Consider the following 24995-nt stretch of genomic DNA (forward strand, 5'->3'; position numbering starts at 1 on the left):
CGCCTAATCGCGATTAGGGCTCACTTTGGGTCAACTGTTTGGTGGGGGAGATGGGGGCGGGTGGCGAGCTCCTTGCGCTACGCGCTCGGATCCGGATCCGGGGCCGCCTGGCGGCGCGGACGTTGCGCTGCGGGGGTCCGTAGCCCGCCGGCGCGCTTGAGTTGACCCAAAGTGGCGCCTAATCGTAGTTTTGGCGCACTTTGGGTCAACTGTTTGCGGGCTGGGATCCGGATCCGGCCCGCCGTGGGCTTGAGTTGACCCAAAGTGGCGCTTAACCGCGGTTAAGGCTCACTTTGGGTCAACTGTTTGGTGGGGGAGATGGGGGCGGGTGGCGAGCTCCTTGCGCTACGCGCTCGGATCCGGATCCAGGGCCGCCTGGCGGCGCGGCCGCTGCACCGCGGGCCTGAGTTGACCCAAAGTGGCGCTTAACCACGGCTAGGGCTCACTTTGGGTCAACTCAAGGGCCCGGGCAAGCCCGGGGCGCCGCGGGCGCGGCGCGCCCGGATCTTGGACCGGGTCAAGTGTTGGATGAAATGCCTGATAGGGTTGATATCCGGCCCTTCGGGGCCGCGGCGCCATGCTTTCGGTGGGGGGATCGGAGCGTGGCGTCGATACGTTTCGGGACGAAACGCTCCACCAGGCGCCGCAAAACCCCCGGCGCTAGACTCGAACCCATGAGTGACCTCGTCGTCTCCCTGCCCCGTGAAGGTCTGCGCGAAGCGCTCGGCGATATCGACGGCGTCGAGTTCGTCGAGTGGGAGCTCGACACTCCCGCCCCGCGCGAGCGCTTCGACATCGTCGTGCCGCCCTACTGGGGCGGCAACCGCCAGCTCGCGAGCCTGAGCGGCGTCGGCGTCCGGCTCGTGCAGTGGCAGTCGATCGGCTACAACGGCGTCGAGCGGCACCTGCCGGAGGGCGTGCCCCTCGCGAACGCGGCGACCGTGCACGAGGCGTCCACCGCGGAGCTCGCCCTCGCGCTCACCCTCGCGGCGCAGCGCGGCATCCCCGACTTCGTGCGCGACGGCCTCGAGCACCGCTGGGAGGCCCCGAGCCTCCCGAGCCTCGCCGACCGGCGGGTGCTCCTCGTCGGCTACGGCGGGGTGTCCCAGGCGACCGAGGCGCGGCTCGCGGGCTTCGAGACGCACATCACGCGGCTCGCGCGCACGGCGCGCACCGAGCGCAACCTCGCGGGGGAGGAGGTCGAGGTGCTCGGCTTCGACCGCCTCACGGAGGCGCTCGCCGAGGCCGAGATCGTGATCCTCGCGGTGCCGCTCACTCCCGAGACGCGTGGGCTGATCGGGGCGGAGGAGCTGCGTGCGATGCCGGACGGCGCGCTCCTCGTGAACGTCGCGCGCGGGCCCGTGGTCGACACCGACGCGCTCGTCGCCGAGCTGCAGACGGGCCGGATCCGCGCGGCGCTCGACGTCACGGATCCCGAGCCGCTGCCTCAGGATCACCCCCTGTGGGAGACGCCGAACACGCTCATCTCGCCCCACGTCGGCGGCGACTCGAGCGCGATGCTCCCGCGCATGTCGGCCCTGATCCGGCGCCAGATCGAACACCTCAAGAGGGGTGAGAGCCCCGAGAATCTCGTGATTGGAGAGTGGACAGAATGACGCAGCTCGAGGCGCGCCTGCGCGCGCTCCCGGCGTTCCCCGCCGAGCTTCCCGTGCTCGAGGCTGCGGGGCTTCCGGAGGATCCCAACCGGCTGTTCGCCGAGTGGCTCGACGCCGCGATCGCGAGCGGCGCCCGCCAGCCGCACGCGATGGATTTCGTGACCGTGCGCGAGGACGGCATGCCGATCGGCCGCACCCTCATCGTCAAGGACATCGACGAGGACGGCTACCACTTCTCCACCCACCGCACCTCGAAGAAGGGCGCCGAGCTCGCGAACAACTCGCGGGCGTCGATGGTCTTCTTCTGGCGGGAGTCCGGCAGGCAGGTCCGGATCTCCGGCGTCGTGGTCCCGCTCAGTGAGGAGGCCTCGCAGCGCGACTGGGAGGCCCGCCCGAGCTACACGGGCGCGCCGAACCCCGACTGGCAGCGCTACGCGCTCCGCCCCGTCGAGTTCGAGTTCATGCAGGCGCGCGAGGACCGCCAACACACCCGCATCGAGTACCTCCACGACGGGACCGCCTGGTCGCACGGACCGGTTCAGACGCCCGCCGGGTAGACTGGGACATTGCGCACGAGCCCAGCGCCGTGCGCTGCCAAGATCCCCGCTTGCCCCTTGGAGTGAATAGCAAAATGGCTGCACAGTCCCGCCTTGATAAGGTCATCGCCCTCGCCCGCCACCGCGGCTTCGTGTTCCAGGCGGGTGAGATCTACGGCGGATCCCGCTCCGCATGGGACTACGGCCCCCTCGGCACCGCGCTGAAGGAGAACATCAAGCGCCAGTGGTGGAAGTCCATGGTGCAGAAGCGCGACGACGTCGTGGGGATCGACTCGAGCGTGATCCTCCCGAAGCAGGTCTGGGAGGCCTCCGGCCACGTCGAGGTCTTCAGCGACCCGCTCGTGGAGTGCCTCCAGTGCCACAAGCGCTACCGCGAGGACCACCTCATCGAGGAGTTCGAGGAGAAGAAGGGCCGCGCCCCCGAGGGCGGTCTCGCCGAGATCGTCTGCACGAACTGCGGGACCCGCGGCGAGTGGACCGAGCCCCGCGCCTTCTCCGGCCTGCTCAAGACCTTCCTCGGCCCCGTCGACGACGAGGCCGGCATGCACTACCTCCGCCCCGAGACGGCGCAGGGCATTTTCGTGAACTTCGCGAACGTGCTCCAGTCGGCGCGCATGAAGCCCCCGTTCGGGATCGGCCAGATCGGCAAGAGCTTCCGCAACGAGATCACGCCGGGAAACTTCATCTTCCGCACCCGCGAGTTCGAGCAGATGGAGATGGAATTCTTCGTCGAGCCCGGCACGGACGAGGAGTGGCAGGAGTACTGGATGAACGAGCGCATGGCGTGGTACGTCGGCCTCGGCATCGATCCCGAGAACCTCCGCTTCTTCGAGCACCCGCAGGAGAAGCTGTCGCACTACTCGAAGCGCACGGCCGACATCGAGTACCGCTTCGGCTTCACGGGCGGCGAGTGGGGCGAGCTCGAGGGCATCGCGAACCGCACGAACTTCGACCTCTCGACCCACTCGGAGCACTCGGGCAAGGATCTCAGCTACTTCGACCAGACGAAGAACGAGCGCTGGGTGCCCTACGTCATCGAGCCCGCGGCTGGCCTCACCCGCTCGCTCATGGCGTTCCTCGTCGACGCGTACCGCGAGGAGGAGGTGCCGAACGCGAAGGGCGGCACCGACACCCGCACGCTGCTCGCGCTCGACCCGCGCCTCGCGCCCGTGAAGACCGCGGTGCTCCCGCTCAGCCGCAACGAGGCGCTGTCGCCCCTCGCCCGCGAGATTGCTCAGGATCTCCGCGAGGACTGGAACGTCGACTTCGACGATTCGGGCGCGATCGGCCGCCGCTACCGCCGCCAGGACGAGATCGGCACCCCGTTCTGCGTCACGGTCGACTTCGACTCGCTCGAGGACGACGCCGTGACCGTGCGCGAGCGCGACACGATGCAGCAGGTGCGCGTGCCGCGTGCAGAGCTGCACGCCTTCCTCGCGGAGCGCCTGCGCGGCGCCTGATCCGGATCCGGATCGGGATCCCGCGCCGGATCGGGATCCCGCGCCGGATCGGGATCCCGCGCCGGATCGGGATCCCGCGCATCGACACCCCTCCCGCCCTCGACCGAGTGGCGCGGAGGGGTGTCGTGCTCTGAGCGGTCGCCCGTCATCAGCATTTTCGGGGCACGCTCGGCGAGATAGGCAAGGATAGAGGGGTGAACGAGCAGCAGCACCCCGTGGACCCGAGGCCCGAGACGCAGCAGGCGGCGCCGGCCGAGTGGGGCTGGGTGAAGCCGCCGCAGCCGCTCGTCACGGTTGAGACCGAGCCGCTCGCCTACCACCGGCTCCTGCGCGGGATCGCGAAGCCGAGCTGGTGGAAGCCGCTCGTCCTCCTCCTCCTCGCGACGGCCTACTTCTTCACGCTGAGCTTCGCGATCGGCCTCATCATGAGCCCGATCATGCTCGCGTTCGACCCGCAGTTCGCGACCGAGCTGCTCGCCGGCGAGACCGAGATCCTCGACACGCAGCGCCCGATCTCGATCGTGTTCGCGATGCTCTCGATCATCATGATGCTGCCCGCGGTGCTCCTCGCGATGCTCACCCTCGGCATGCGGCCGGTCGGCCGGATCTGGTCGGTGGCGGGACGGATCCGCTGGGGCATCCTCTGGCGCACGCTCGCTGCGGCCGTGCTCTCCGTGATCGTCATGAACGCGGTCGGCATCGGCTTCGAGATGCTCCTCAACCCGGCTGGAGCCGGAGGAACCGCCGCGAACGAGACCGCCGACTTCGATGTCAACGCCGCGCTCATCTCCGGTCTCTTCATCCTGATCCTCGTGCCGATCCAGGCGACGGCGGAGGAGGTCGTGTTCCGCGGCCTCTTCATGCAGGTGCTCGGCAGCTGGCTCAGGAGCCCGTGGTTCGCGATCCTGATCCCGTCGGTCGCGTTCGCGTTCGGGCACATCTACGATGTGTGGGGGCTCCTCGCGGTCGGACTCATGGGGCTCGTGGCCGCCTGGCTGACCTGGCGCACGGGCGGACTCGAGGCCGCGATCGCGATTCACGTGATCAACAACCTGTTCGCGTTTGGGGTCATGGCCTCCGGGGTGAGCGGCGAGACCGCGCAGACCGAGAGCGCTGGCGGCGCGGGCACGCTCGTCGGGGAGATTGCCGGCCTCGCGCTGTTCGCGTGGCTCTCGCTCAAGATCTGGCGCAGGGGCGGCCACGGGCGTGAACGGATCGACCTCCTGGTCGTGCCGGCAGACTCGAAGCTCGCGCGCGGGCGCACGGTCGTGTCGGTGCAGGAGCCGCAGCTTGCGCCCGCGGTTCAGGTGGCACAGGAGACGGAGGGGGATCAGCGTGGCTGAAGTCTGGATCATCGGGGGCGGACTCGCGGAGCTCGCGGCGGCGCTCGAGCTCGCCGAGGTCGGCCTGAGCGTGCGCGTCGCCGAGGGGCCGGCGACCGATCGCGCCTGGGCCGCTCTGGCACCGGAGGGGGTGCCGGATCCCGATGGTGCGCTGCGCGCGCTGCTCGAGCACGCGTCCGCACCGCTGCAGCCGGGAGGCCAGGCCGACGACGAGGCGGCCCCGGTGGCGACTCCGAACCCGGCCGTGCTGCTCCGGGCCTCGAACGGCGCGTGGGCGCCGCAGCCCGAGCCCTCGGTGCTCGGGATCCCCGCGGTGCCGCTCGCCGCGGAGTCGCTCGCGCTCATGGGCACCGGCCCCGCAATGCGCGCCTATCTCGACCGGGTGAAGCCGGTGCTCACGATCGGCAAGACGCACGCGCTCGGCGAGCTCGTGCGCTCGCGGCTCGGCAAGTCGGCGCTCGAGCGTCTGGTCGAGCCCCTCGTGCGGGAGCGCTTCGGCGTGGGCGCCGACGACGTCGACGTCGCGATCGCCGCTCCAGGGCTCAACGAGGACCTCACGACCGCCGGCTCGCTCTCGGGCGCGGTGCTCAACTATTCCGAGCGCGGCGTTGCACGCGAAACCCTGATCGCGCCGAAGGGCGGCTGGGCCGGTCTGCGCGCGGCGCTGCGCAGGCGGCTCGAGCTCTACGGCGCCGAGTTCGTCGACGAGACCGTGACCGAGCTCCGCCGCGCCGACGAGGGCTGGCTCGTCGTCACCTCGGACGGCGCCGAGTCGGAGGCCGCCGCCGCGGTCGTGGGCTACGGGCCCGACACGGTCGATCTCACGGGTATGGCCGAGGAGCTGGCGCGGCTCGCGCCAGCGGCCCGCCGCGTGGAGATCCGGATCCCGATCGCCGATCCGGGGCTCCCCGCGGGCCACGAGGCTGGGCCAGCCGTCGAGTCGATCGAGCTGCCAGGGACCGGAATCTGGTCGGTGCGGCTCGAGCGGGGCGCAGAGGGCTGGCGCGGGATCGTGAGAGGGCCAGCGATGGCCGTCGAGCAGGAGGCCGCGCTCTCCGAGGCGCAGATCCTCGAGTACGGGCTCACGGCCGTGACGACCGCGGGGGCCGAGGCCGACGCGGCGCACTCGGGCGACATTGCGATCGTGCGCGGCACCGCGCCGTACGGCAAGATCGCCTCGCGCGACGCCGAGGAGTCGAGGCTCGCCGTCTGGCGCGCGGCGCACGAGGATGCGCTCCCCGTCGGGCCGGAGCTCCACGGCGGAGACGTCGCCGACGCGATCGCAGACGCGCGAGAGGCCGCCGTCACCCTGCGACGCCGCCTCACAGGGATCACAGAGTAACTTCGAACCCGCTCCGAACTGGGTATATGGCTGCGAGGGAATGCGAACGCCCCTGATCCCGGAGTAGGGTGGACCGAAGACCAAGAAATGCCATCGGCTGGAGGAAAGCATGAAGGGCAAGATCGCATTCGTTCTCGGTGCGGCGGTCGGCTACGTACTCGGTACTCGGGCGGGACGCGAGCGCTACGAACAGATTAAGCGCGGAGCCGAGCAGCTGTGGAATACCGAGCCCGTTCAGCGCGGCGTCGGAGCAGTGAAGGGTGTCGCGCAGAGCCGCGTCGACGAACTGAAGGACTCCGTCGTGCGCGCGGGCAAGAGCGCGTTTGCCGCACTCGTGCAGCACGACTCGACGGCGAAGCCCGCGGGGGCGCGCTCCGAGGCGGCCGAGGGTGCGGCGCGCGGCGCGTCCGGATCCGCCGCCGTAGCGGGATCCGGCGCTAAGTCGGGATCTGGCGCGAAGGACGGCCCCGCCGAGAACACCGGCGGCACGGAATGAGCCGCCGGAAGGACCAGGCGGGGACCTTTGAGCTGCTCACGCGGCTGCCGCAGCAGATCGTCTCGCTCGCGAAGGTCGAGTACGAGAACGCGAAGCGCGAGGTCGTCTCGAAGGCGAAGAAGGCCGGCATCGGCGCCGGCGCGATCGTGATCGCGCTCTTCTTCCTCTTCTTCATGCTCGAGGCGCTCGTGATCGCGGCGATCGCCGCGCTCGCCCTCGTGTGGCCTTGGTGGCTCGCGGCCCTCGTCGTCGCGGCGGGGCTCCTGCTGCTCGCAGCGGCCGCGATCCTGGCCGGTATCGCGCTCATCAAGCGGGGCAACCCGGTGCCGGAGGAGACGCTCGAGCGGGTCGGCGGAGACATCTCGGCGATCAGCGAGGTCCGGGTGAACGCTGACGCGCACGCGCCGCGGCCGCACCAGATGCCGCGCGTCGGCGAAGAAGGGAACTGGCGATGACCTCGGAAGAGAAGGAGCGGGGGGTGGCGAGCGCCACGATCGCGCGCGCTGAGCTCTACGACACGCTCTCGCAGCTGAAGGATCGGCTGAACTACGCCAAGCGCATCGACGACGCCCTCGACGAGGCGAAGCTGCGAATCGTGGCAGAGAAGCGCCGGAACCCGCTGGGTTTCGCCGCTGGTGTCGCGGGCGCCGCGGTGGCCACCGGGCTCGTTGTCTGGGGGATTGCCTCGGCGGTCACCAAGCGCTTCACCTAAGATCCGCATAACCCGCCCAGATGACATCACGTTTCCGTTGCGTTTTGGGGCTGGGAAGCGCTCGTTTTGCTTCCGCGCGGTGTCAGGGCGAGAATAGGGACATTGAATTCGGTGATGCGGCGGTGCGCAACGCGGGAGCGGGCTACCGTCGGATGGCCGAGCCGATCAGTCGAGTGAGTGGGGTCTATGTCGGTTGAGGCGAAACCGCTCAGCGGGCTTCGGGTGCTCATCCCGCGCGGGGGCACCTGGGGCGACCTGGTGGCAAAAGCCCTGCGGGAGCAGGGCGCGCACACGGTCATCTCTCCCCTCGTCGACTTCGCGCACACGAGCGAGGAAGAGAAGCTCGTCGAGGCGCTGCGGCGGCTCGAGGCGGGCGAATTTGACTGGATGACGGCGACCAGCTCGACCGTCGCCGACGTGCTGAAGCACCACAACGCGGTGATCCCGCCCGACACGAAGGTCGCGCTCGTCGGCGAGGCGACCGAGGTCGCGTTCCGCGATGCGGGCTACCCGATCACGCGCACGCCCGAGGGTGAGGAGAACAGCACACACACACTCCTCGAGGAGTGGGACGAGATCGACACGGGCGAGGTGCTGAAGGTGCTGACGCTCCGCTCAGACGTCGCGATCCCGGTGCTGACCCAGGGGCTGATCAGCCGCGGACACGACGTGACGCAGGTGCTCGCCTTCCGCACCGTCGGCGTGCCTGCGTCGGTGCACATCGCCGAGGACATCGCCTCAGGCCGGATCAACGTGCTGCTCGTCGCCTCCGCGAAGATCGCGGAGCAGGTCGCCGAGCAGTTCCCCGAGCTGCCGGCCGACACGATCGTCGCGTGCGTCGGCGTCAACACGCTCGAGGCCGCGGCGGCGCTCGGGCTGCCGGCCGACGCGTCGGATCCGAGCCACCCGGACTACATCATGAAGCGCGCCGTCATCGACACCGTCGAGTCGGTCATCGACCAGAGCGACATGCTGGACTAGCGCCGTGGCCAGAGTCGAGGTGCACAAGGACCGGGTCATCATCCGGCTGACCGCCTCCGAGCGGGTCGCCTCCCTGCGGCGCAGGGACGTCGTGCTCGATCGCTCGGCGATCGTCTCGGCGATTGTGACGGACGACCCGTGGGTCTGGATCCGGGGCGTGCGCTCGCCCGGCACCTACGTTCCGGGGCGGCTCGCCGCGGGCACCTGGCGCAGCCTGTCTGGGCGCGACTTCGTGCTCGCGCGGAGCGGGCGCCGGGCCGTCGTGATCGACCTCGACGTGCCCGAGGGTGCCGCGGAGGATCGCGGCTGGGTCGGCGAGTTCGACCCGTTCGCGCGCGTGATCGTGTCGACGATCCACGCGGGCGAGCTCATCACGGCGCTCCGCCTCGACGGCGACACGCTCGCCGACCCCGACGCGGGGATCGCGCCGGCCTCCTGAGCGCGCGGCGCTCGCTCCGCTGCTGGCGCCCGCGGGCACTGCCGCGCCCGCGCGTGGCGCTCGCTCCGCATTCTGCGCTCCCTCGCACGATCCGCCCCCAATTCGTAGGAACGAGCGCAGATCCCGGAACGACCGCACCCGCGGTCGGCGGTTGTTAGCGATTTCGGTTCGTATAGCGCCGCTTACGAACCGAAATCGCTAACAACCGCCCGGACCGCCGGCAGGGCCGGGATCAGTCGTTGACGAGGATGAGGTCGTCGAGGTCGACGCGCGTGCGCGGGGCGAGCTCGCGCTCGCGCAGCACGTCGGGGAGCTGGTCGGCGGAGCCGAGGCGGCCGAGCGCCGTGATCGACACGGGGGTCTGCGTCTCGGCGAGCCCGAACGCCGCGGCCACGGCCGCGCGATCGAAGCCGCCCATCTGGTGCACGTGGAAGCCCTCGGCCGTCGCCTGCACGCTCAGGTGCGAGACGGCCTGGCCGAGGTCGTACTCGGCCCACGGCAGCGGCTTGCCCTCGGCGTCGACCGTGTTCGCGACGTTCACGATGAGCGCCGCGGCGTTCACGGCCCACTGCTGGTTGAAGCCCATGAGCGTCTCGGCCACGCGCGCGAAGCTCTCGCTGCCGCGGCGGGTCACGATGAAGCGCCAGGGCTGCGTGTTCGAGGCGCTCGGCGCCCAGCGCGCCGCCTCGAAGATGCCGCGGAGCGCGCCCTCGGGGAGCGTGTGATCCGCGTCGAAGGAGCGGGGGCTCCAACGCTCGGCGATGGTGTCGATGACGGGGGCGCTGGTCTGCGCGGTACGCGGGCTCACTGCTGAGGGCTCCTCGAGTTCTGGTGGTGCTATGGGCGGGTGTTCGTCCCGCGGATGCAACGCCCGTCGCCCACCCGGTATTCCCGGGCGGGGGATCCGGATCCCTACCCGCCGAGCAACCAGGCGATGGCCGCGATCACCGGCAGCGACGCGAATGTCGTGAGGAACACCGTGTCGCGCACGGTCGTCTCCGCCCGCCGATACGTCGCCGCGTAGTTGTAGACGTTCTGGGCCGTGGGGAGCGCCGCGATCGTGGTCGCGACGAACACCTCGTGCGCCGCCATGCCGAACGCCGTCGCGAGCGCCCACGCGACGAGCGGCATCCCGAGCACCTTGAGGCCCGTCGCCGCGAACACGGCCGCACGCCCCGTGCCCGGCTCGAGCGCCCGCTGCCCGCGCAGCGACATCCCGAAGCTCATGAGCACCATCGGGATCGCCGCGGCGCCGAGCATGTCGATCGGCTGCATCACGAACTCCGGGATCCGGATCCCGAACAGCGCGCACAGGAAGCCGCCGAGCGAGGCGAGGATCACGGGGTTCGTTGCCGCGCGCCCGAGCGCGACGATCGCGCCGCGCTGGTTTCCCCTGGTCGACTCGAGGATCGCGAGCACGATCGGGGTGAAGATGACGAGCTGCACGAGGAGCAGCGGGGCGACGTAGGCGGCGTCGCCGAGGATGTAGATCGCGACGGGCAGCCCGAGGTTGTTCGAGTTGACGTAGCCGGAGCAGGTCGCGCCGAGAGTCGTGGTCGCGAGGTCGCGCTTGAACCAGAGCCGCGAGGCGAGGATGAAGGCGCCGGCCACGATGAGCGCGGACATGCTCGTGACCAGGATCACGGGGGAGAGCACGACGGCGGGGTCGCTGTCCTTCAGCACGGTGAAGAGCAGCGCCGGGGTCGCGACGTAGAACGCGACGTTGTTGAGGACGCGTCGCTGGTCGCCCACGACGATGCCGGCGCGCGCCGCGAGGTAGCCGGCGGCGATGATGCCGAGGATCAGGGCGAAACCCTGCAGGACCCCGAGCATCAGCGGGGTTCGCCCGCGGCGCGCAGGCCGGCGACGAGGGCGGCGAGCCCGAACTCGAAGGTTGCGGTCGCGGCGTCGACGCCCGCGTCGTGCGCGCTCGCGCGGGCCGCGCGCTCGGCGCGAGCGAGCGCGGGCGCGGATCCGGATCCGGATCCGGCGCTGGATCCCGCGCCGGATCCTGCCCCGCCCTCGTGCGGCCGCAGATTGTCCTCGGGCGCGAGCGCGTCGAGCGAGGATCCCACGACGAACGACTCGAGCGCGATGATCGCCGGCACGATCCGGTGCTCGGGGTAGCCGTCGCGGTGGAACGCGGCGGCGATCCGCTCGTAGTCGGCGATCGATTCGGGCTCGCCAGCGACGGGCAGCGTCGCGAGGGCCGCGATGAGCGCGGGGTGCGCGCCGAGCGTGTCGCGGTAGGCGCGCGCCCACGGCACGATCGCCTCGTGCCAGGGGCGGGAGTCGAAGCCGTGGTCGCCGACCCGCAGCGTGAGCTTGCCGCGCATCCCGGCGATGAGTGCGTCGCGCCCCTGGAAGTAGTGGTGCAGGGCCGAGGGGCGCACGCCGAGCCGCCTGGCGAGCGCGGCGAGCGTGAAGTCGGCGCCCTTCTCGTCGGAGAGCGCGAAGGCCTCGTCGAGGATCCGGTCGTGCGACAGGATCGCCTCTTTGGGTCGTCCGGCAGATCGCGCTCGCGCGCCGCTCTCGACCATTGCCCTGCCTTTCGTGCCGCCGCATTGCGACATTTATTGAATGCGCGTAAATTAGCCCCTGTTCGTCACGACGCCGCGGGGTCCGTGCGAGCCACGATACCCATTATCCGGCCCCGAGGAACCGAGGAGCGGCCATGTCGAAGTCGATTGCCGATGTGATCATCGAGGGCGCACTCGTGCGCTCGCTCGTCCCGGGGGACGCCGACGCGTCGCCCCGCTCGATCGCGATCGCGGGCGGCCGGATCATCGCGCTCGGCGCGCCGGACGAGGTGCGCGAGGCCTTCGCCGGATCCACCACCCGCATCGACGACGCCCGCGGCCGCGCCGTCACGCCCGGCCTCATCGACGCCCACCTCCACCCGATCCAGGGCGTCGAGCTCTGCCAGGGCATCGACCTCGGCGGGATCACCGACCGCCGCGAGCTCGCCGATGTGCTACGCGCCGAGGCGGCGCGCGTCCGCGCGGGCGAGGGCGCGACCCCCGGCTGGGTGCGCGGCTGGAACCTCGACTACGCCGTCTTCGAGGGGCTGCCCCTCACCTCCGAGCTCATCGAGGACACCCTCGCCGGGCTCCCCGCGATCCTCTTCTTCTTCGACTTCCACACGGCGCTCGCAAGCAGCGAGGCCCTCCGCCTCGGCGGCATCATGGGCGCCCGCGTCTTCGGCGACAGCTCCGAGATCGTCGTCGACGCGGACGGCCGCCCCACGGGCGAGCTGCGCGAGGAGAGCTCCTACCAGCCCATCACCGCGGTCGCCCCGCAGCCGAGCCGCGAGGAGTACCTCGAGCAGGCCCGCGCGACCTTCGCCGGCATGCGCACCTCGGGCCTCACGGGCGGCACGATCATGGACGGCAACGCCGAAACCCTCGACCTGCTCGAGGCCCTCGCGGGATCCGGATCCGGACTCCCCGTGCGCATCGCGAGCGCGATGGACGTGCGCCCCACCTACTCGCTCGAGCAGCGCGCCGCGATCCGCGCCCAGCGCGACCGCGCGGGCGCGCGCTGGCGGGGCGGGATCATCAAGCTCTACGCCGACGGCGTGATCGAGACGGGCGCCGGCTGGCTCTACGAGCCCGACGCCGAGGGCGAGGGCCTCGCGGGCTTCTGGGAGGACCAGGCCCGCTTCGCCGAGGCCGTGCGCGAGTTCTCGGACGCCGGCTTCCAGATCGCGACGCACGCGATCGGCGACCGCGCCGTCGGCGAGACCATCACGGCGTACGAGACGACCGGATCCCGGGCCTCCGGATCCGGACCCGCCGGCCGCGTCGCCCACCGCATCGAGCACCTCGAGACCCTCGACCCGCGCGACGTCGCCCGCCTCGCCGAGACCGGCATCTTCGCCTCGATGCAGATGCCCCACATGCAGTGGCGGATCGCCGACGGCAGCGACGAGTGGTCGCGCCGCCTCGGCCCCGAGCGCGCCGCGCGCGCCTGGAACGCCGGCTCCGTGCTGCGCGCCGGCGCCGGCCTCGCGCTCGGCTCCGACTGGCCGGTCGCCGAGGTCGACGCGCGCGTGGGCCTCGCCTGGGCGGTGCTCCGCCGCCAGCCGGGCGACGCCGACGGCTTCGTGTACGAGCCCCACGAGCGGCTCACGAACGCGGAGGCCCTGCACGGCTACACGCGGGGCGCCGCCCTCGCGCAGGGCGACGACGACCTGGGCGTGATCCGCCCGGGCGCGATCGCCGACCTCGCACTGTGGTCCGAGGATCCGCTCCGCGTGAACGGCGACGACCTCGCCAAACTCCCGGTGCACGCGACGTACGTCGACGGCGAGCGCGAGGACCACTCGGCCTAGCCGGGCGGGCCGGCGACCGGCTTTCCCCCTCTTTCCCTCTCCCGCGGCAGCGATGCCCGAAGCCCGAAGGACCCGATCCCATGGAAGTTCAGAACACCGCGCTCGCGCTCCTGCCAGTGCTCACCGTCCTCCTCGTCTCCGTGCTCACGAAGCGCGCCCTGCTCGGCCTCCTCTCGGGCACGGTCGTCGGCGCGATCCTGCTTGGCGGCTGGGGGTTCTTCGACAAGCTCGTCGAGCTCTTCGGCGCCTCCATGACGAACGAGACCGTGCACTGGCTCATCCTCGTCGTCGTGCTGTTCGGGATCCTGATCGCGTACTTCAACGCGTCCGGCGCCGTGAACGACTTCGCGCGCTGGACCGAGCGCTTCGTGAACTCGCGGCGCAAGTCCCTGCTCCTGACCTGGCTCCTCACGGTCGCCCTGTTCATCGACGACTACCTGAACGCGCTGACCGTCGGCACCTCGATGAAGCGCGTCACGGATCGCTACAACGTGCCGCGCACCATGGTCGGCGCGATCGTGAAGCTCACCTCGGCGCCCATCGCCGTGATCATCCCGTTCTCGACCTGGGCCGTGTTCTTCGCCGCGCTCCTCGAGCAGGACGGCGTCACCGTGAACGGCTCGGGCTTCGGCGCCTACATCCAGGGCCTGCCCTTCGTGTTCTTCGGCTGGTTCGCGCTCGCGATCGGCCTGCTCCTCGCCCTCGGCGTGCTGCCCCTCGTCGGCCCGCTCCGCAAGGAGCAGCTCCGCGCCGACCGCACGGGCGATCCGCTCCCCGCCGGCCTCACCGAGGAGGAGCGCGCCTTCGAGCTCGCCGACGACGTCGAGGCGAGCAAGCGCCCGCTGCCCTTCAACTTCCTGATCCCGATCGTGACCCTCGTGGTCGTCACGATCCTCACCGAGGTCGACATCGTGAAGGGCGCGGCCGCGGCCGTCGTCGTCGCGATCATCCTCTACGTCGCGCAGCGCCGCATGACGATCAAGGCCGTGTTCGAGAGCGCCTTCGAGGGCATCATGAGCATGGGCTACGTCATGGTGCTCTTCGCGCTCGCGTTCATGGTGCAGCAGATCAACATGGACCTGCAGCTCGCCGACTGGGTCATCGGCGCGACCGAGCCCGTGATGCACGGGGCGCTGCTGCCCGCGATCGTGTTCCTCGTGTGCGGCGTGTACGCGTACGCGACGGGCGCGTTCTGGGATCTCGCCGCCGTCATCACGCCCGTCGTGCTGCCGCTCGCGATCGCCGTGGGCGTCGACCCCGTGCTCGCCGGCACGGCCGTGTTCTCGGGCGCCGCCCTCGGCTCGACCACCTGCCTCTACGGCGACGGCATCATCCTCGCCTCGAAGTCGGTCGGCGTGAAGCCGCTGAACCTCATGCTGTCGATCCTGCCCTACGCGGCGACCGCTGGCGTGCTCACCCTCATCGCCTACGTCATCGCGGGCTACGCCCTGGTCGGGGCGTAGGCGGGGTACTGCCGCTGCTGCTGCTGCTGTGCTGCTGTTGTTAGCGATTTCGGGGCTTTAGCGGGCCGCGAAGCCCCGAAATCGCTAACACAGTGGGGTGCGGGCTGCGCTCGCTCCGGGATCTGCGCTCGTTCCGCTTGTTTGAGGCGAAAGCTTGCGAGGGAGCGCAGTTTTCGGAGCGAGCGCCGGTTCGCGGGGCGGATCCGGATCCGGATCCGCGCCCCCGGGGGCTGTTGTTAGCGATTTCGGGGCTTCAGTGGGCCGCGAAGCCCCGAAATCGCTAACAACCGCCACCCACCCGGCGCACGCGCGCGGACGCCGGCCGTCTCACCGCAGCGCTGCGGCGCCCTCCTCGAGCACGATCGCGCTGAGCGCGTCGAGCACGGGGGAGTCGAGGCGCCAGCGCTGCCAGTAGAGGGGCATGTCGATCGTGGCCGCCGGGCCGAGCTCGGTGAGCCGACCCGCCGCGATCGGCTCCTGGCACTGGATCTCGGGGAGCATGCCCCAACCCATGCCGAGCTCGATCGCGTGGGCGAACTCGGCCGATGAGGGCACGAAGTGGCGCGGCGGCGACATCTCGGCGCGGGTGATTCTCCTGATGAAGCGGCGCTGGAACTCGTCGTGCCTGTCGAACTCGATCATGGGCGCGGCGGAGAGCGCCTCGGCTGTGACGCCGCCGGCGAAGTGCTCGGCGAGGAAGGCGGGGCTCGCGACCGCGTGGTAGCGGTCGAGGCCGATGCGCGTCGAGGTGCAGCCCGGCACGGGATCGCGCTGGGCGGTGAGCGCCGCCATGGCGTCGCCCCGGCGCAGGCGCTCGGTCGAGATCGACTCGTCGGCGCGCAGCAGCTCGAAGTTCGCGCCCGTCTCGCGGGCGGCGCGCGCGAGCGCCGGCACGAACCAGGTCGCGAGCGAGTCGGCGTTCACGACGATCGGCACGAGCGCCCGGTCGGCGTCGCCGCCGCCGAGCTCGCGTGCGGCGTCGCCGACGAGCCGGTCGAGCTGCCGGGCGAGGCGCAGGATCGTGGCCCCGGCGTCGGTGACCTCGACCGGCCGCGTGCGGCGCAGGAGCACCGAACCGACGCGCTGTTCGAGCGAGCGCACGCGCTGGCTCACCGCGGAGGGCGTGATGTGCAGGGCGCGCGCCGCCCCCTCGAAGCTGCCCTCGGCGATGATCGTCGCGAAGGTCGTGAGGTGCTCGACTGGCAGGTCCATGCGCGCCGATCCTTTCTGCAGTTCTGCTTATGCTCCTTCAGAAAGTTTAGGCATCCTGAATTGGGATCCGGAGCCGCCCTGGCCCTAACGTCGAAACCATGATCCTTCCCCTCCTCATCGGCATCGGCAGCGGCCTCTCGCTGATTGTCGCGATCGGCGCGCAGAACGCGTTCGTGCTGCGGCAGGGGATCCGGCGCGAGCACGTGCTTCCCGTCGTGCTCATCTGCGGGCTCACGGACGCGCTGCTCGAGTTCCTTGGCGTCGCCGGGATCGGGTACGTCGGGGAGCGCGCCCCGGTCGTGCTGGAAATCGTGCGGTGGGGCGGCGTGCTCTTCCTTGTCTGGTACGCGTGGACCGCCGCGCGCAGGGCCATGCGGCCGGAGGCGCTCGTCGCGGATTCGGGCAGCGCGGGCTCGCTCAAGAAGACTGTGCTCGCCTGCCTCGCGATCACCTACCTGAACCCGCACGTGTACCTCGACACGATGGTGCTCATGGGCTCGATCGGCAACGCGCAGGGCGACCCGGAGCGCTGGTGGTTCGTCGCGGGCGGCGCGCTCGCGAGCGTCGCGTGGTTCTTCGTGCTCGGCTACGGCGCCCGGGCCCTGACCAGGTTCTTTGCCACGCCGCGCTCGTGGCGGATCCTCGACGGCGTCGTCGCCGCGGTGATGCTCGTGATCGCGGCTCGCCTCGCCTTCGGAGGCGTGGGCGCCTAACCCCTGGCGGTTGTTAGCGATTTCGGTTCGAATAGGGCGCTATTCGAACCGAAATCGCTAACAACATGGTTGGGGGCGGCGGTCGTTCCGGGATCTGCGCTCGCTCGGTGGGTTTTGGGCGGAAACTCGCGAGGGAGCGTAGTTTGCGGAGGCAGCGCAGCCCGCCGCCACACTCGCGCGCCGCGCCCGGCCCGTTGTTAGCGATTTCGGGGCTTCAGCGGGCCGCGAGGCCCCGAAATCGCTAACAACGACGACAACAACAACAAACCGGGCCGCGCTAGTCGGCGAGGAGGGCGAGGAGGGCGTCGACGTCCTCCGGGGCGGTGTTGAACGCACACATGAGGCGGAAGAGGCCCGGCTCGCTCGGCCACGAGCCGAAGGGGAACGCGGCCTGCGCCCGCGCCGCGCGCTCGGCCGGCATGCGCGCGAACACCGCGTTCGACTGCACCGGGTGCGCGACCTCGATTCCAGCGGCGGATCCGGCGCCGGATCCGGATCCGCCCCCGGATCCCAGCCCGTCCGCGAGCCGCGCCGCCATCGCGTTCGCGTGCCGCGCGTTGCGCTCCCACAGGTCGCCGCCGTAGAGCGCGAGCAGCTGCGCGGAGACGAAGCGCATCTTCGACGCGAGCTGGAGGTTGATCTTGCGGAGGTAGTCGAGGCCCGGCGCGGCGCCCGGCCGCAGCACGACGACGGCCTCAGCTGCGAGCAGCCCGTTCTTCGTGCCGCCGAGGCTCAGCAGGTCGGCGCCGACGTCGCGGGTGAGCGCGCCGAGCGAGACGCCGAGGTGCGCGGCGGCGTTCGCGAGCCGCGAGCCGTCGATGTGGAGGAGCATCCCGTGCCCGTGGGCGTGCTCGGCGAGCGCGCGCAGCTCGTCGGGCGAGTAGCAGGTGCCGAGCTCCGTGACCTGCGACACCGACACGACCGCCGGCTGCGCGCGGTGCGGGTTGCCGAATCCCCAGGCCTCGCGGTCCACGAGCTCGGGCGTCAGCTTGCCGTCGGGCGTCTCGACCGGCAGCATCTTGAGCCCGCCGGTCTTCTCGGGCGCGCCCGTCTCGTCGGTCGCGACGTGCGCCGTCGAGGCGCAGATCACGGCGCCCCAGCGCGGGATCGCGGCCTGCAGTGCGAGCACGTTCGCGCCCGTCCCGTTGAGCACCGGGAACGCCTCGGTTTCCTCGCCGAACAGGCGCTTCGAGAGTGAACCGAACTCGGCCGTCCACGGGTCGCCGCCGTAGGCCGGCGCGTAGCCCGAGTTGGCCTCCGCAATCGCGGCGAGCGCCTCGGGGTGCACCCCCGCCCAGTTGTCCGAGGCGAAGGTGCTGCTCAGCGGTGTGATGTCTGCGGTGTCCACCCGATCAGCCTACGACCGCCGCCGCGATTCGGGCGAGCGCACGAGGGCCCATAGGCTCTTCATATGCAACGGGGGTCGGCGGCACTGCACATCTTGCTCTCATCGGGGATTGCGATCCTTCTCGGCGCGGCAATCGCGGCGCTCTTCTGGTTTGCGGGCCGGCCGCTCGACTTCATGGGCGAGCCGATCGGGACGAGCCTCGGCGTCTGGCTCGGCGCCTGCGCTGGCGCGCTCCTCGCGCTCGCCGGGGCGGCCGGAATCGTGCGCGGGCTGCGGCTCCTCGCGCGCGAGCGCGCCGCCACGGGGCGGCCGGATCCCGACCTGGCCCCGGATCTCGCCGAGGCCCCGGATCCCGCCGCGGCCCCGGATCCCGACCAGGCGCCGAATCCGAACGAGGCCCCGGATCCCCACCCCGCCCCGCGCCGCACATCCGGCCCCCTCCTCGCCCAGCTCGTCGCGGGCATCTCGGGCTCCACCCCGGCACGCGCCCTCGCGGCCGCGCTGCCCTGGCTACTCCTCGCAGCCCTGCTCGGGGCCACCGAGCCGCGCAACGTCTTCGGCACGGTCGTGATGGCGCTCCTCGGCGTGGCGCTCGGGCGCATCCTCTTCCTCAAGCGCCCCGGCCGGCCGGTCGCGCGGGCGCTCGTGACCGTCGGGATCCCGGGCCTGATCGCGGGGCTCTTCCTGGCCGTCGCCTGGCGCCCCGGCGAGTGGCCGATCCCGGTCGCGTTCCTGGTGGGGGCGGAGATCGGCGCGTGGCTCGCGGTGCTCCGCGAGCGCACGACCGGCCCGAACCTCGGGGTGCTCGCGCACGAGTGGCGCGGGGTCGACACCGTGCGCGGCGGTGGCACCGGCGGCACCGGCGGCACCGGCGGCACCGGCGGCACCGGCGGCACCGGCGGCACCGGCGCCAGCAACGCCAGCCCCGGCCCCGTCGAGTTCGACGTGCGCCCGCTGCTGACCCGCCTCACCCGGGCGGAGCTGGCCCAGTTCGTGACGAAGTTCCCCGAGCTCAGGGGCGAGCGCGTCGGCGCGCGCCGGCTGTACGTGTGGTTCGCGGCGGCGGTCATGCCGATCGGGCTGTTCGCGCTCGGCTTCGGGATGGTCGACGAGGCGCTGCACGGCGGCGACGACAAGGCCTCGCAGCTCCTCGGCATGTCCGCGATCTTCGCGCTCATGCTGCTCGGCGGCGGGATCCTGATCTGGTTCACGACCTGGACCCAGACCCGCTTCACGACGGCGCGGGATCACGCAGCGCTCCTCGGCTTTGCCGGGGCGAACGGCTTCGACTACGCCCCGAAACCCATGATCACGGCCGACGGCGCCGACACGCTGACGAGCACGATGCTGTCGCGGGACGCGCTGCGGCGTTTCACGGTCGCGAACCGCGAGAGCGCGTCGGCCGACGACCGCGGCGACGGCTTCACGCGCTTCGGCGGGGTCTGCATCGTGCGGCTCGCGACCGAGCTGCCGAACATCCGGCTCAGGCAGGCGGGGCCGCGCGTCCCCGCGCTCTCCGCGTACACGGCACCGGCCCGGGATCAGCGGCTCTCGCTCGAGGGCGACTTCGACCGGCACTTCGAGCTGTTCGCGCCGAAGGGCTACGAGTCCGACGCGCTCTACCTCTTCACCCCCGACGTCATGGCCTGGCTGATCGACGACGTGGGTGCCGGCGCGCACGGCAGGGGCGGCTACGATGTCGAGCTGCGCGACAATCTCCTGATCCTGCGCTCCCGCCTCGACCAGGTCACCCGCAACCCCGCCGACTGGCAGCGCCTCGCCAGGGCGGTCTCGGCGCTCGGCGCCCGCATCACCCAGTGGGAGCGCTGGCGCGACGACCGCGCCCACGGCGATGCCGGGGCGCGCCTCCGCCTCGAGCAGCCGGGCGGCAAGGTCGCGGGCGGCAAGGTCGCGGGCGGCAAGGTCGCGGCTGGCGGGCGCAGGCTGCGGTTCGGGATCGGCGCCGGCGCGATCTTCGCGGCGCTCTTCGGCGCCGTCTACCTCGGCCTGACCGTGCTCGCGAACTCGGTCTGAACGCATCCACCGATCGGTGGATGCGGAATCTCATCCGCCCGGCTGCTACCGCGAAGGCCCTGATCCCGCCACCCTTGAACCATGACGAAACATCGGGAAGAGGCCGAAGGGGCCGAAGAGGCCGCGGTCCGCGTTCGCGGGCTCGAGAAACGGTACGGCGATCGGGTGATCCTCGACGGGATCGACCTCGACATCGCGCGGGGCGAGACCTACGCCCTGCTCGGCCCCAACGGGGCGGGAAAGAGCACGACGATCGAGATCCTCGAGGGGCTGCGGCGCCCGGGCCGCGGCGAGGTGCGCGTGCTCGGCGAGGAGCCGCTCGCGGCCGGCCGCGCCTGGAGGTCGCGGATCGGGATCGTGTCGCAGGGCACCGACGACCTCGGGCCGTTCACGCCGCGCGAGCTGATCGGCCACTTCGGCGCGCTGTACGAGCACCCGCGGAGCACCGACGAGGTGCTCTCGCTCGTCGGCCTCACGGAGCACGCCGGGCGGCGCGCCACGAAGCTCTCGGGCGGCCAGAGGCGCCGCCTCGACGTCGCGCTCGGGATCGTCGGCCGCCCCGAACTGCTCTTCCTCGACGAGCCGACCACGGGCTTCGACCCCGAGGCGAGGCGCCAGTTCTGGACGATGCTCGAGGGGCTCACCGGCGAGGGCACGGCGATCCTGCTCACGACCCACTATCTCGACGAGGCGGCGCACCTCGCCGACCGCGTCGGCGTGCTCACGGGCGGCAGGATCGCGGCCGAGGCGCCGCCAGCCCTGCTCGGGGGCGCTGACGCCCGCGTGCCGTCGGTGCGGTGGCGCGACGAGGCCGGAGCGATCCGCGAGGAGAAGACGACCGAGCCGGCGGCCTTCGTGGCGCGGCTCGCGGCGGCGGCCGGAGGCGAGCCCCGCGACCTCGAGGTGCGCCGGCCGAGCCTCGAGGAGATCTACCTCGGGTTCATCCACGAGGACGCAGGGCCCGGGGAAGATTCCGGATCCGGATCCCGATCCCTCGCGGGCGAGGCAAGCATGGAAGGAGCGGTCCGATGAGCGCAACGGCAGCGTCGGCGGCAGCGTCACCGATGGCAGGCACCCCCGCGAGGGGGAGTGGGGGCAGCGCACCCGGGATCCTGCGCGCGGGCCTCTCCGCGATCGGATTCGAGCTGAAGGCCTACGTCCGCTCGCCGGACACGGTGTTCTTCACCTTCCTCTTCCCGGTGCTCATGCTCGGGATCTTCGGCGTCGCCTTCGACTCGATGGGCGAGGTCGGCGCGAAGCCCGACGGCACGGGCGGGATCTCGATGGCCGCGTACTACCTGCCGGGGCTCGTGGCCGCCGGCATCTTCCTCTCGGGCGTCCAGAACCTTGCGGTCGACATCGCCCGCGAGAAGAGCGAGGGCTGGCTCCGCCGCCTCGGCGCGACGCCCGTCTCGCCCGTGAGCTACTTCATCGGCAAGGCCGGGATGACGCTCATCACCTCGCTCCTGCAGCTCGCGCTGCTGCTCGGCTTCGCGGTCGTCGTCTTCCAGGTCAGCCTGCCCTCCGAGCCGGCACAGTGGGCCCGGTTCGCCTGGATCTTCGCGCTCGGCATCGTCACGATGACCCTGCTCGGGATCGCGCTCTCGGCGCTCCCGCGTTCGTCGCGCAGCGCGACCGCCGTCGTGCTGCCGATCGTGCTGCTGCTGCAGTTCATCTCGGGCGTCTACCTGCAGTTCTCGATGCTTCCCGAGTGGCTACAGAACATCGCATCGGCGTTCCCGCTGAAGTGGCTCGCGCAGGGCATGCGCGCGGTGTTCCTGCCGGAGCACCTGCAGGCCGCGGAGGCGGGCGGCGAGTGGAACCTCGGCCTCGTCGCGATCATGCTCGGGGTCTGGCTCGTCGTCGGGCTCGTGCTCAGCCTCATCACCTTCCGGTGGACGCGCCGCTCCTGAATCACACAATCCTGAGCGGCACGACCCTGAGCAGTGCCGACGTGAGAGAGTAAACGCATGACGCAGGCACCCGGTCGACGGTATCCGGTCCTCTGGTGGGACATCGCCGTCGTCGGGGTGCTGGTCTTCCTCGGCGCGGTCGGGCTCGTGAACGCGGAGGATCCGCGGTCGGTCCACCCGGCGCTCGTGCTCGCACCGCTCGTCGCGTTCCTCGTCGTGTACGTCGTGCTGGGTCACGCGGCGCTCAGGCGCGTCGCGTGGGAGCAGCAGGCGGTCAGGGCCGACCTCGTGTACCTCGTGCTCATCGTCGTGATCGCGGGGGCCGCGGCCGCGGTCGACCCGAGCTTCGCGACGCTGCAGGCCGTGTGCTTCCCGATGCTGTGGGTGATCGTCGACGAGTACCGCTCCGCGATTTCCTGGAGCGTGGGGCTCGCGGTCGCGGTCGCGGTCGGATCCATCGTCAGCTACGAGCGCCGCGGCAGCGACTACCCCGTGCTCTCCGCCCTGCTCATCGCCGCGCTGTCGCTCGCCTTCGCCATCGCGATGGGCACCTGGATCACCCGCATCTTCGAGCGCTCAGAGGCGCACCGTCAGCTCGCCGAGAAGCTGCAGAGCTCGCAGGCGGAGGTCGCCGCGCTCTCGCAGGAGGCGGGTGCGAGCGCCGAGCGCGAGCGGCTCTCCCGCGAGCTCCACGACACGCTCACCCAGACGCTCGCGGGCCTCGTGATGCTCACCGAGCAGGCGGACCGGGCGCTCGCCGCAGGCGACACCCCGCGCGCGGCCGAGCGGATCGACCGGGTCGGCGCCGCGGCGCGGGCGGCCGTCGTCGAGGCGCGCGCCCTCGTGGCGACGACGCAGCCGCTCGGCGAGGGCGGGCTCGCGGCCTCGATCGAGCGGGTCGCTGCCCGCATCGCCGCCGACACGGGTCTTGCGGTCGAGTGCCGGATCGCGCCCCTCGAGCTCGACCGAGAGCTCCAGGTCGTGCTCCTCCGCGCCGCCCAGGAGGGGCTCTCGAACGTGTGGAAGCACGCCGACGCGAGGCGTGTCGAGGTGTCGCTCGCGGCGGACGGGGACGGCGCCGGTCCGGGGGCCCGGCTCGTCGTCGAGGACGACGGCCGTGGGCCCGCCGGGCACGACGGGGCCGCAGCGGCCGGCGCGCAGGAAGCGGCGAGCCTGGCGGCGCCGGCCGGCTTCGGCCTGAGCGGGCTCGCGGACCGCGTGCGCGCCGCGGGCGGCTCCGTCGAGTTCGGCCCGCGGGACGGGGGCGGCGCGCGCCTCGAGGTGCGGGTGCCGCTCACGACCATGGGCGCCCTCGCGGCCGAGCCGGAGCAGGCCCCGACACCGCGGGCAGAATCCCAAGATCAGAACGCAGTGGGGAGCGAATCGTGATCCGAGTCCTCGTGGTCGACGACCACCCGATCGTGCGCGGCGGCATCTCCGGCCTCCTCGAAACCGAGCCGGACTTCGCCGTCGTGGGCGAGGCCGCCTCGGGGGAGGAGGCGATCGAGCTCGTCGCCTCGAGCGCGCCGGACGTCGTGCTCATGGACCTCCGCATGCCCGGCATCGGCGGCGTCGAGGCGACCCGAGCGATCGCGCGCGGCGACGGCTCCCCGCGCGTGCTCGTGTTCACGACGTACGAGGACGACGACCAGATCCTCGCCGCGATCGAGGCTGGGGCGAGCGGCTACCTCGTGAAGGCGGCGCCCGCCGAGGAGCTCGCCGCGGGGGTGCGGGCCGTCGCCGCGGGCCAGACCGTGCTCGCGCCGTCGATCGCGGCGCAGCTCGTCGCGCGCGCCTCGGGCGCCGGATCCGGATCGGCGCACGCAGCGGGGCAGGGCGCCGACCGGGGAGCCGCGCTCACGCCGCGCGAGACGGAGATCCTGCGCTGCGTCGCCGAGGGGCTCAGCAACCCCGCGATCGCGGCGCGGCTCTTCATCGGCGAGTCGACCGTGAAGACGCACCTGCTGCACGCGTTCGAGAAGCTCGGGGTGTCGGATCGCACGCGCGCCGTGACGCGCGCAATGGAGTGCGGGATCCTGTAGCGCGCGGGTCCCGATCCGGCGCCGGATCAGGATCCGGAACCGACTACTTCGCCCGCCAGTACCCGCAGAAGTCGACCGCGGCCTTGTCGAAGCCGCACTCGCCCACGAGGTGGCGCCTGCCGCCCGAGGCGAGCTTCTGCTCGCCCGCGACGAAGGCCGAGAGCGGGCCGCTCGGGATCGCGAGACCGACGAGCTCCTCGAGGGCGGCGGCGCCCGGCGTGCGCTCGTCCGTGCGGATGAGCCAGCGCACCTCGACGCCCTCGGGCCCCGCGAGTTCCTCGCGGTCCGCCTTGTCCGGCACCTCGATGATCGCGTGACCCACGGCGTCTCGCGGGAGGTCGCGTAGGATGCCGGCGACCGCGGGAAGCGCCGTTTCCTCGCCGACGAGCACGACGCGCTCCGCCCCCTCGAAGTGGCGATAGCCGCAGCCCTGGTCGATGAGGCCGACGCGCGCGCCGACGGGGCGCGACTCCGCCCACGGGCCGGCGATCCCGGCGTGGGCCGGATCTGCGCCGTGGAGCACGAAGTCGACGAGCATGCGGCCGCTCGCGGGATCGAACTCGCGCACCGTGTAGTTGCGGATCGCGGGCCGCGTGGCCCGGGGGAGCGAGACGTAGCGCAGGTACCCCTTCATGTCGAAGCGCTGGGAGAGCCGGTCGAAGCGGGTCGCCTCTCCCGCGACGGGGATCGCGAGCCGGAACCACTGGTCGTAGCCCAGGTGGCGCCACTCCGCGAGCTCCTCGCCCTCGATCGTGAGCCGCATGAACGTGGGGGAGATCTGCTCCGCGGCGGTCACCTCGGCGGTGACGAGCCCCGTCGTGGCGTGATCGACGGTGATGTTGGTGGAGACCATGGCGTCCTTCGCGTCGGCGGGAATTCGTTGCGGGCACAGCGATCGCGCACGCCCACGATACTTCATCAGATGAACGACTACAAGGTTTCTCTTGACGCGAGGGGCGATCGGTGCGTAGGTTCATTAGTGAAGTAACTA

General features: G+C 71.6%; 24 protein-coding genes. 18 read left to right on the top strand and 6 right to left on the bottom strand.

What is annotated here, in order from left to right; all coding sequences use genetic code 11:
• Positions 1 to 674 precede the first annotated feature (674 nt).
• The 10 genes from ACOPJ3_RS02655 (at position 675) to ACOPJ3_RS02700 (ending at position 8946) form a co-directional block, all read left to right on the top strand.
• A complete protein-coding gene (locus ACOPJ3_RS02655) occupies positions 675 to 1616 on the top strand; it encodes a 2-hydroxyacid dehydrogenase (protein ID WP_427870285.1) in 942 nt (313 codons plus the stop codon).
• Positions 1613 to 2173 (top strand): pyridoxine/pyridoxamine 5'-phosphate oxidase, encoded by a 561-nt coding sequence (locus tag ACOPJ3_RS02660; protein WP_427870286.1) that lies wholly within the window; start codon positions 1613 to 1615, stop codon positions 2171 to 2173. Before ACOPJ3_RS02655 ends, ACOPJ3_RS02660 begins: the two co-directional genes overlap by 4 nt.
• Before the next feature lie 74 nt (positions 2174 to 2247).
• Positions 2248 to 3633 carry a glycine--tRNA ligase gene (locus ACOPJ3_RS02665; protein WP_427870287.1) on the top strand — a complete coding sequence of 462 codons (1386 nt, stop codon included), beginning with the start codon at positions 2248 to 2250 and terminating at the stop codon, positions 3631 to 3633.
• A 194-nt stretch (positions 3634 to 3827) separates the two neighbouring features.
• Positions 3828 to 4976, top strand: coding sequence for a CPBP family intramembrane glutamic endopeptidase (locus ACOPJ3_RS02670; RefSeq protein ID WP_427870288.1), 1149 nt, complete (start codon positions 3828 to 3830; stop codon positions 4974 to 4976).
• Positions 4969 to 6318 (top strand): hypothetical protein, encoded by a 1350-nt coding sequence (locus ACOPJ3_RS02675; RefSeq protein WP_427870289.1) that lies wholly within the window; start codon positions 4969 to 4971, stop codon positions 6316 to 6318. Before ACOPJ3_RS02670 ends, ACOPJ3_RS02675 begins: the two co-directional genes overlap by 8 nt.
• 109 nt (positions 6319 to 6427) lie before the next feature.
• Positions 6428 to 6814, top strand: coding sequence for a YtxH domain-containing protein (locus tag ACOPJ3_RS02680; RefSeq protein WP_427870290.1), 387 nt, complete (start codon positions 6428 to 6430; stop codon positions 6812 to 6814).
• Positions 6811 to 7269: a phage holin family protein gene (locus ACOPJ3_RS02685; RefSeq protein ID WP_427870291.1), complete on the top strand. Its 459-nt coding sequence runs from the start codon at positions 6811 to 6813 to the stop codon at positions 7267 to 7269. Before ACOPJ3_RS02680 ends, ACOPJ3_RS02685 begins: the two co-directional genes overlap by 4 nt.
• Positions 7266 to 7526 (top strand): DUF3618 domain-containing protein, encoded by a 261-nt coding sequence (locus ACOPJ3_RS02690; protein WP_427870292.1) that lies wholly within the window; start codon positions 7266 to 7268, stop codon positions 7524 to 7526. Before ACOPJ3_RS02685 ends, ACOPJ3_RS02690 begins: the two co-directional genes overlap by 4 nt.
• Before the next feature lie 186 nt (positions 7527 to 7712).
• Complete coding sequence (locus ACOPJ3_RS02695; protein ID WP_427870293.1) at positions 7713 to 8507, top strand: uroporphyrinogen-III synthase; 795 nt, start codon at positions 7713 to 7715, stop codon at positions 8505 to 8507.
• A 4-nt stretch (positions 8508 to 8511) separates the two neighbouring features.
• The gene (locus ACOPJ3_RS02700) at positions 8512 to 8946 is read left to right on the top strand and encodes a hypothetical protein (protein ID WP_427870294.1); all 435 of its coding nucleotides are present in this window, start codon (positions 8512 to 8514) and stop codon (positions 8944 to 8946) included.
• Positions 8947 to 9178: 232 nt separating this feature from the next.
• On the opposite strand, the gene ACOPJ3_RS02705 is transcribed toward ACOPJ3_RS02700, so the two are convergent.
• The 3 genes from ACOPJ3_RS02705 to ACOPJ3_RS02715 form a co-directional block, all read right to left on the bottom strand.
• Positions 9179 to 9754, bottom strand: a complete 576-nt coding sequence (locus ACOPJ3_RS02705) for a nitroreductase family protein (protein ID WP_427870295.1) — start codon at positions 9752 to 9754, stop codon at positions 9179 to 9181.
• Between the two features lie 104 nt (positions 9755 to 9858).
• Positions 9859 to 10779, bottom strand: coding sequence for an AEC family transporter (locus tag ACOPJ3_RS02710; protein WP_427870296.1), 921 nt, complete (start codon positions 10777 to 10779; stop codon positions 9859 to 9861).
• Entirely contained in the window at positions 10779 to 11486 is a 708-nt protein-coding gene (locus tag ACOPJ3_RS02715; protein ID WP_427870297.1) for a TetR/AcrR family transcriptional regulator, read from the bottom strand. The genes ACOPJ3_RS02710 and ACOPJ3_RS02715 overlap by 1 nt, the downstream gene beginning before the upstream one ends.
• Before the next feature lie 134 nt (positions 11487 to 11620).
• Between ACOPJ3_RS02715 and ACOPJ3_RS02720 the strand changes: the two genes are divergently transcribed.
• Complete coding sequence (locus ACOPJ3_RS02720; protein WP_427870298.1) at positions 11621 to 13279, top strand: amidohydrolase; 1659 nt, start codon at positions 11621 to 11623, stop codon at positions 13277 to 13279.
• An 80-nt stretch (positions 13280 to 13359) separates the two neighbouring features.
• Positions 13360 to 14742, top strand: coding sequence for a TRAP transporter large permease subunit (locus tag ACOPJ3_RS02725; RefSeq protein ID WP_427870299.1), 1383 nt, complete (start codon positions 13360 to 13362; stop codon positions 14740 to 14742).
• Positions 14743 to 15069: 327 nt separating this feature from the next.
• On the opposite strand, the gene ACOPJ3_RS02730 is transcribed toward ACOPJ3_RS02725, so the two are convergent.
• Positions 15070 to 15954 carry a LysR family transcriptional regulator ArgP gene (locus tag ACOPJ3_RS02730; RefSeq protein WP_427870300.1) on the bottom strand — a complete coding sequence of 295 codons (885 nt, stop codon included), beginning with the start codon at positions 15952 to 15954 and terminating at the stop codon, positions 15070 to 15072.
• Between the two features lie 98 nt (positions 15955 to 16052).
• Between ACOPJ3_RS02730 and lysE the strand changes: the two genes are divergently transcribed.
• Positions 16053 to 16667 carry an L-lysine exporter gene (lysE, locus tag ACOPJ3_RS02735; RefSeq protein WP_427870301.1) on the top strand — a complete coding sequence of 205 codons (615 nt, stop codon included), beginning with the start codon at positions 16053 to 16055 and terminating at the stop codon, positions 16665 to 16667.
• Between the two features lie 277 nt (positions 16668 to 16944).
• Here lysE and ACOPJ3_RS02740 read toward each other — a convergent pair whose 3' ends face one another.
• Complete coding sequence (locus ACOPJ3_RS02740) at positions 16945 to 18015, bottom strand: threonine aldolase family protein (RefSeq protein ID WP_427870302.1); 1071 nt, start codon at positions 18013 to 18015, stop codon at positions 16945 to 16947.
• Between the two features lie 63 nt (positions 18016 to 18078).
• Between ACOPJ3_RS02740 and ACOPJ3_RS02745 the strand changes: the two genes are divergently transcribed.
• The 5 genes from ACOPJ3_RS02745 to ACOPJ3_RS02765 all read left to right on the top strand — a co-directional run bounded on the left by ACOPJ3_RS02745 (position 18079) and on the right by ACOPJ3_RS02765 (position 24004).
• Positions 18079 to 20049, top strand: a complete 1971-nt coding sequence (locus tag ACOPJ3_RS02745; RefSeq protein WP_427870303.1) for a hypothetical protein — start codon at positions 18079 to 18081, stop codon at positions 20047 to 20049.
• Positions 20050 to 20130: 81 nt separating this feature from the next.
• On the top strand, positions 20131 to 21081 hold the full coding sequence (locus tag ACOPJ3_RS02750) for an ABC transporter ATP-binding protein (RefSeq protein ID WP_427870304.1): 951 nt from the start codon (positions 20131 to 20133) through the stop codon (positions 21079 to 21081).
• Positions 21078 to 21962: an ABC transporter permease gene (locus ACOPJ3_RS02755; protein ID WP_427870305.1), complete on the top strand. Its 885-nt coding sequence runs from the start codon at positions 21078 to 21080 to the stop codon at positions 21960 to 21962. The genes ACOPJ3_RS02750 and ACOPJ3_RS02755 overlap by 4 nt, the downstream gene beginning before the upstream one ends.
• Positions 21963 to 22019: 57 nt before the next feature.
• The gene (locus ACOPJ3_RS02760; protein WP_427870306.1) at positions 22020 to 23351 is read left to right on the top strand and encodes a sensor histidine kinase; all 1332 of its coding nucleotides are present in this window, start codon (positions 22020 to 22022) and stop codon (positions 23349 to 23351) included.
• The gene (locus ACOPJ3_RS02765) at positions 23348 to 24004 is read left to right on the top strand and encodes a response regulator (RefSeq protein ID WP_427870307.1); all 657 of its coding nucleotides are present in this window, start codon (positions 23348 to 23350) and stop codon (positions 24002 to 24004) included. Before ACOPJ3_RS02760 ends, ACOPJ3_RS02765 begins: the two co-directional genes overlap by 4 nt.
• Before the next feature lie 43 nt (positions 24005 to 24047).
• On the opposite strand, the gene ACOPJ3_RS02770 is transcribed toward ACOPJ3_RS02765, so the two are convergent.
• The gene (locus tag ACOPJ3_RS02770) at positions 24048 to 24857 is read right to left on the bottom strand and encodes a siderophore-interacting protein (RefSeq protein WP_427870308.1); all 810 of its coding nucleotides are present in this window, start codon (positions 24855 to 24857) and stop codon (positions 24048 to 24050) included.
• Positions 24858 to 24995: the final 138 nt, after the last annotated feature.

This window comes from Leucobacter luti (assembly GCF_050310065.1).
Lineage (GTDB): Bacteria > Actinomycetota > Actinomycetes > Actinomycetales > Microbacteriaceae > Leucobacter > Leucobacter luti_B.

Bases quoted from the DNA above. Each gene is read 5' to 3' on its own strand.
- ACOPJ3_RS02655 (WP_427870285.1), top strand. From the start codon at position 675: ATGAGTGACCTCGTCGTCTCCCTGCCCCGTGAAGGTCTGCGCGAAGCG.
- ACOPJ3_RS02660 (WP_427870286.1), top strand. From the start codon at position 1,613: ATGACGCAGCTCGAGGCGCGCCTGCGCGCGCTCCCGGCGTTCCCCGCC.
- ACOPJ3_RS02665 (WP_427870287.1), top strand. From the start codon at position 2,248: ATGGCTGCACAGTCCCGCCTTGATAAGGTCATCGCCCTCGCCCGCCAC.
- ACOPJ3_RS02680 (WP_427870290.1), top strand. From the start codon at position 6,428: ATGAAGGGCAAGATCGCATTCGTTCTCGGTGCGGCGGTCGGCTACGTA.
- ACOPJ3_RS02685 (WP_427870291.1), top strand. From the start codon at position 6,811: ATGAGCCGCCGGAAGGACCAGGCGGGGACCTTTGAGCTGCTCACGCGG.
- ACOPJ3_RS02690 (WP_427870292.1), top strand. From the start codon at position 7,266: ATGACCTCGGAAGAGAAGGAGCGGGGGGTGGCGAGCGCCACGATCGCG.
- ACOPJ3_RS02695 (WP_427870293.1), top strand. From the start codon at position 7,713: ATGTCGGTTGAGGCGAAACCGCTCAGCGGGCTTCGGGTGCTCATCCCG.
- ACOPJ3_RS02710 (WP_427870296.1), bottom strand. From the start codon at position 10,779: ATGCTCGGGGTCCTGCAGGGTTTCGCCCTGATCCTCGGCATCATCGCC.
- ACOPJ3_RS02715 (WP_427870297.1), bottom strand. From the start codon at position 11,486: ATGGTCGAGAGCGGCGCGCGAGCGCGATCTGCCGGACGACCCAAAGAG.
- ACOPJ3_RS02720 (WP_427870298.1), top strand. From the start codon at position 11,621: ATGTCGAAGTCGATTGCCGATGTGATCATCGAGGGCGCACTCGTGCGC.
- ACOPJ3_RS02725 (WP_427870299.1), top strand. From the start codon at position 13,360: ATGGAAGTTCAGAACACCGCGCTCGCGCTCCTGCCAGTGCTCACCGTC.
- ACOPJ3_RS02730 (WP_427870300.1), bottom strand. From the start codon at position 15,954: ATGGACCTGCCAGTCGAGCACCTCACGACCTTCGCGACGATCATCGCC.
- lysE (WP_427870301.1), top strand. From the start codon at position 16,053: ATGATCCTTCCCCTCCTCATCGGCATCGGCAGCGGCCTCTCGCTGATT.
- ACOPJ3_RS02745 (WP_427870303.1), top strand. From the start codon at position 18,079: ATGCAACGGGGGTCGGCGGCACTGCACATCTTGCTCTCATCGGGGATT.
- ACOPJ3_RS02750 (WP_427870304.1), top strand. From the start codon at position 20,131: ATGACGAAACATCGGGAAGAGGCCGAAGGGGCCGAAGAGGCCGCGGTC.
- ACOPJ3_RS02755 (WP_427870305.1), top strand. From the start codon at position 21,078: ATGAGCGCAACGGCAGCGTCGGCGGCAGCGTCACCGATGGCAGGCACC.
- ACOPJ3_RS02760 (WP_427870306.1), top strand. From the start codon at position 22,020: ATGACGCAGGCACCCGGTCGACGGTATCCGGTCCTCTGGTGGGACATC.
- ACOPJ3_RS02770 (WP_427870308.1), bottom strand. From the start codon at position 24,857: ATGGTCTCCACCAACATCACCGTCGATCACGCCACGACGGGGCTCGTC.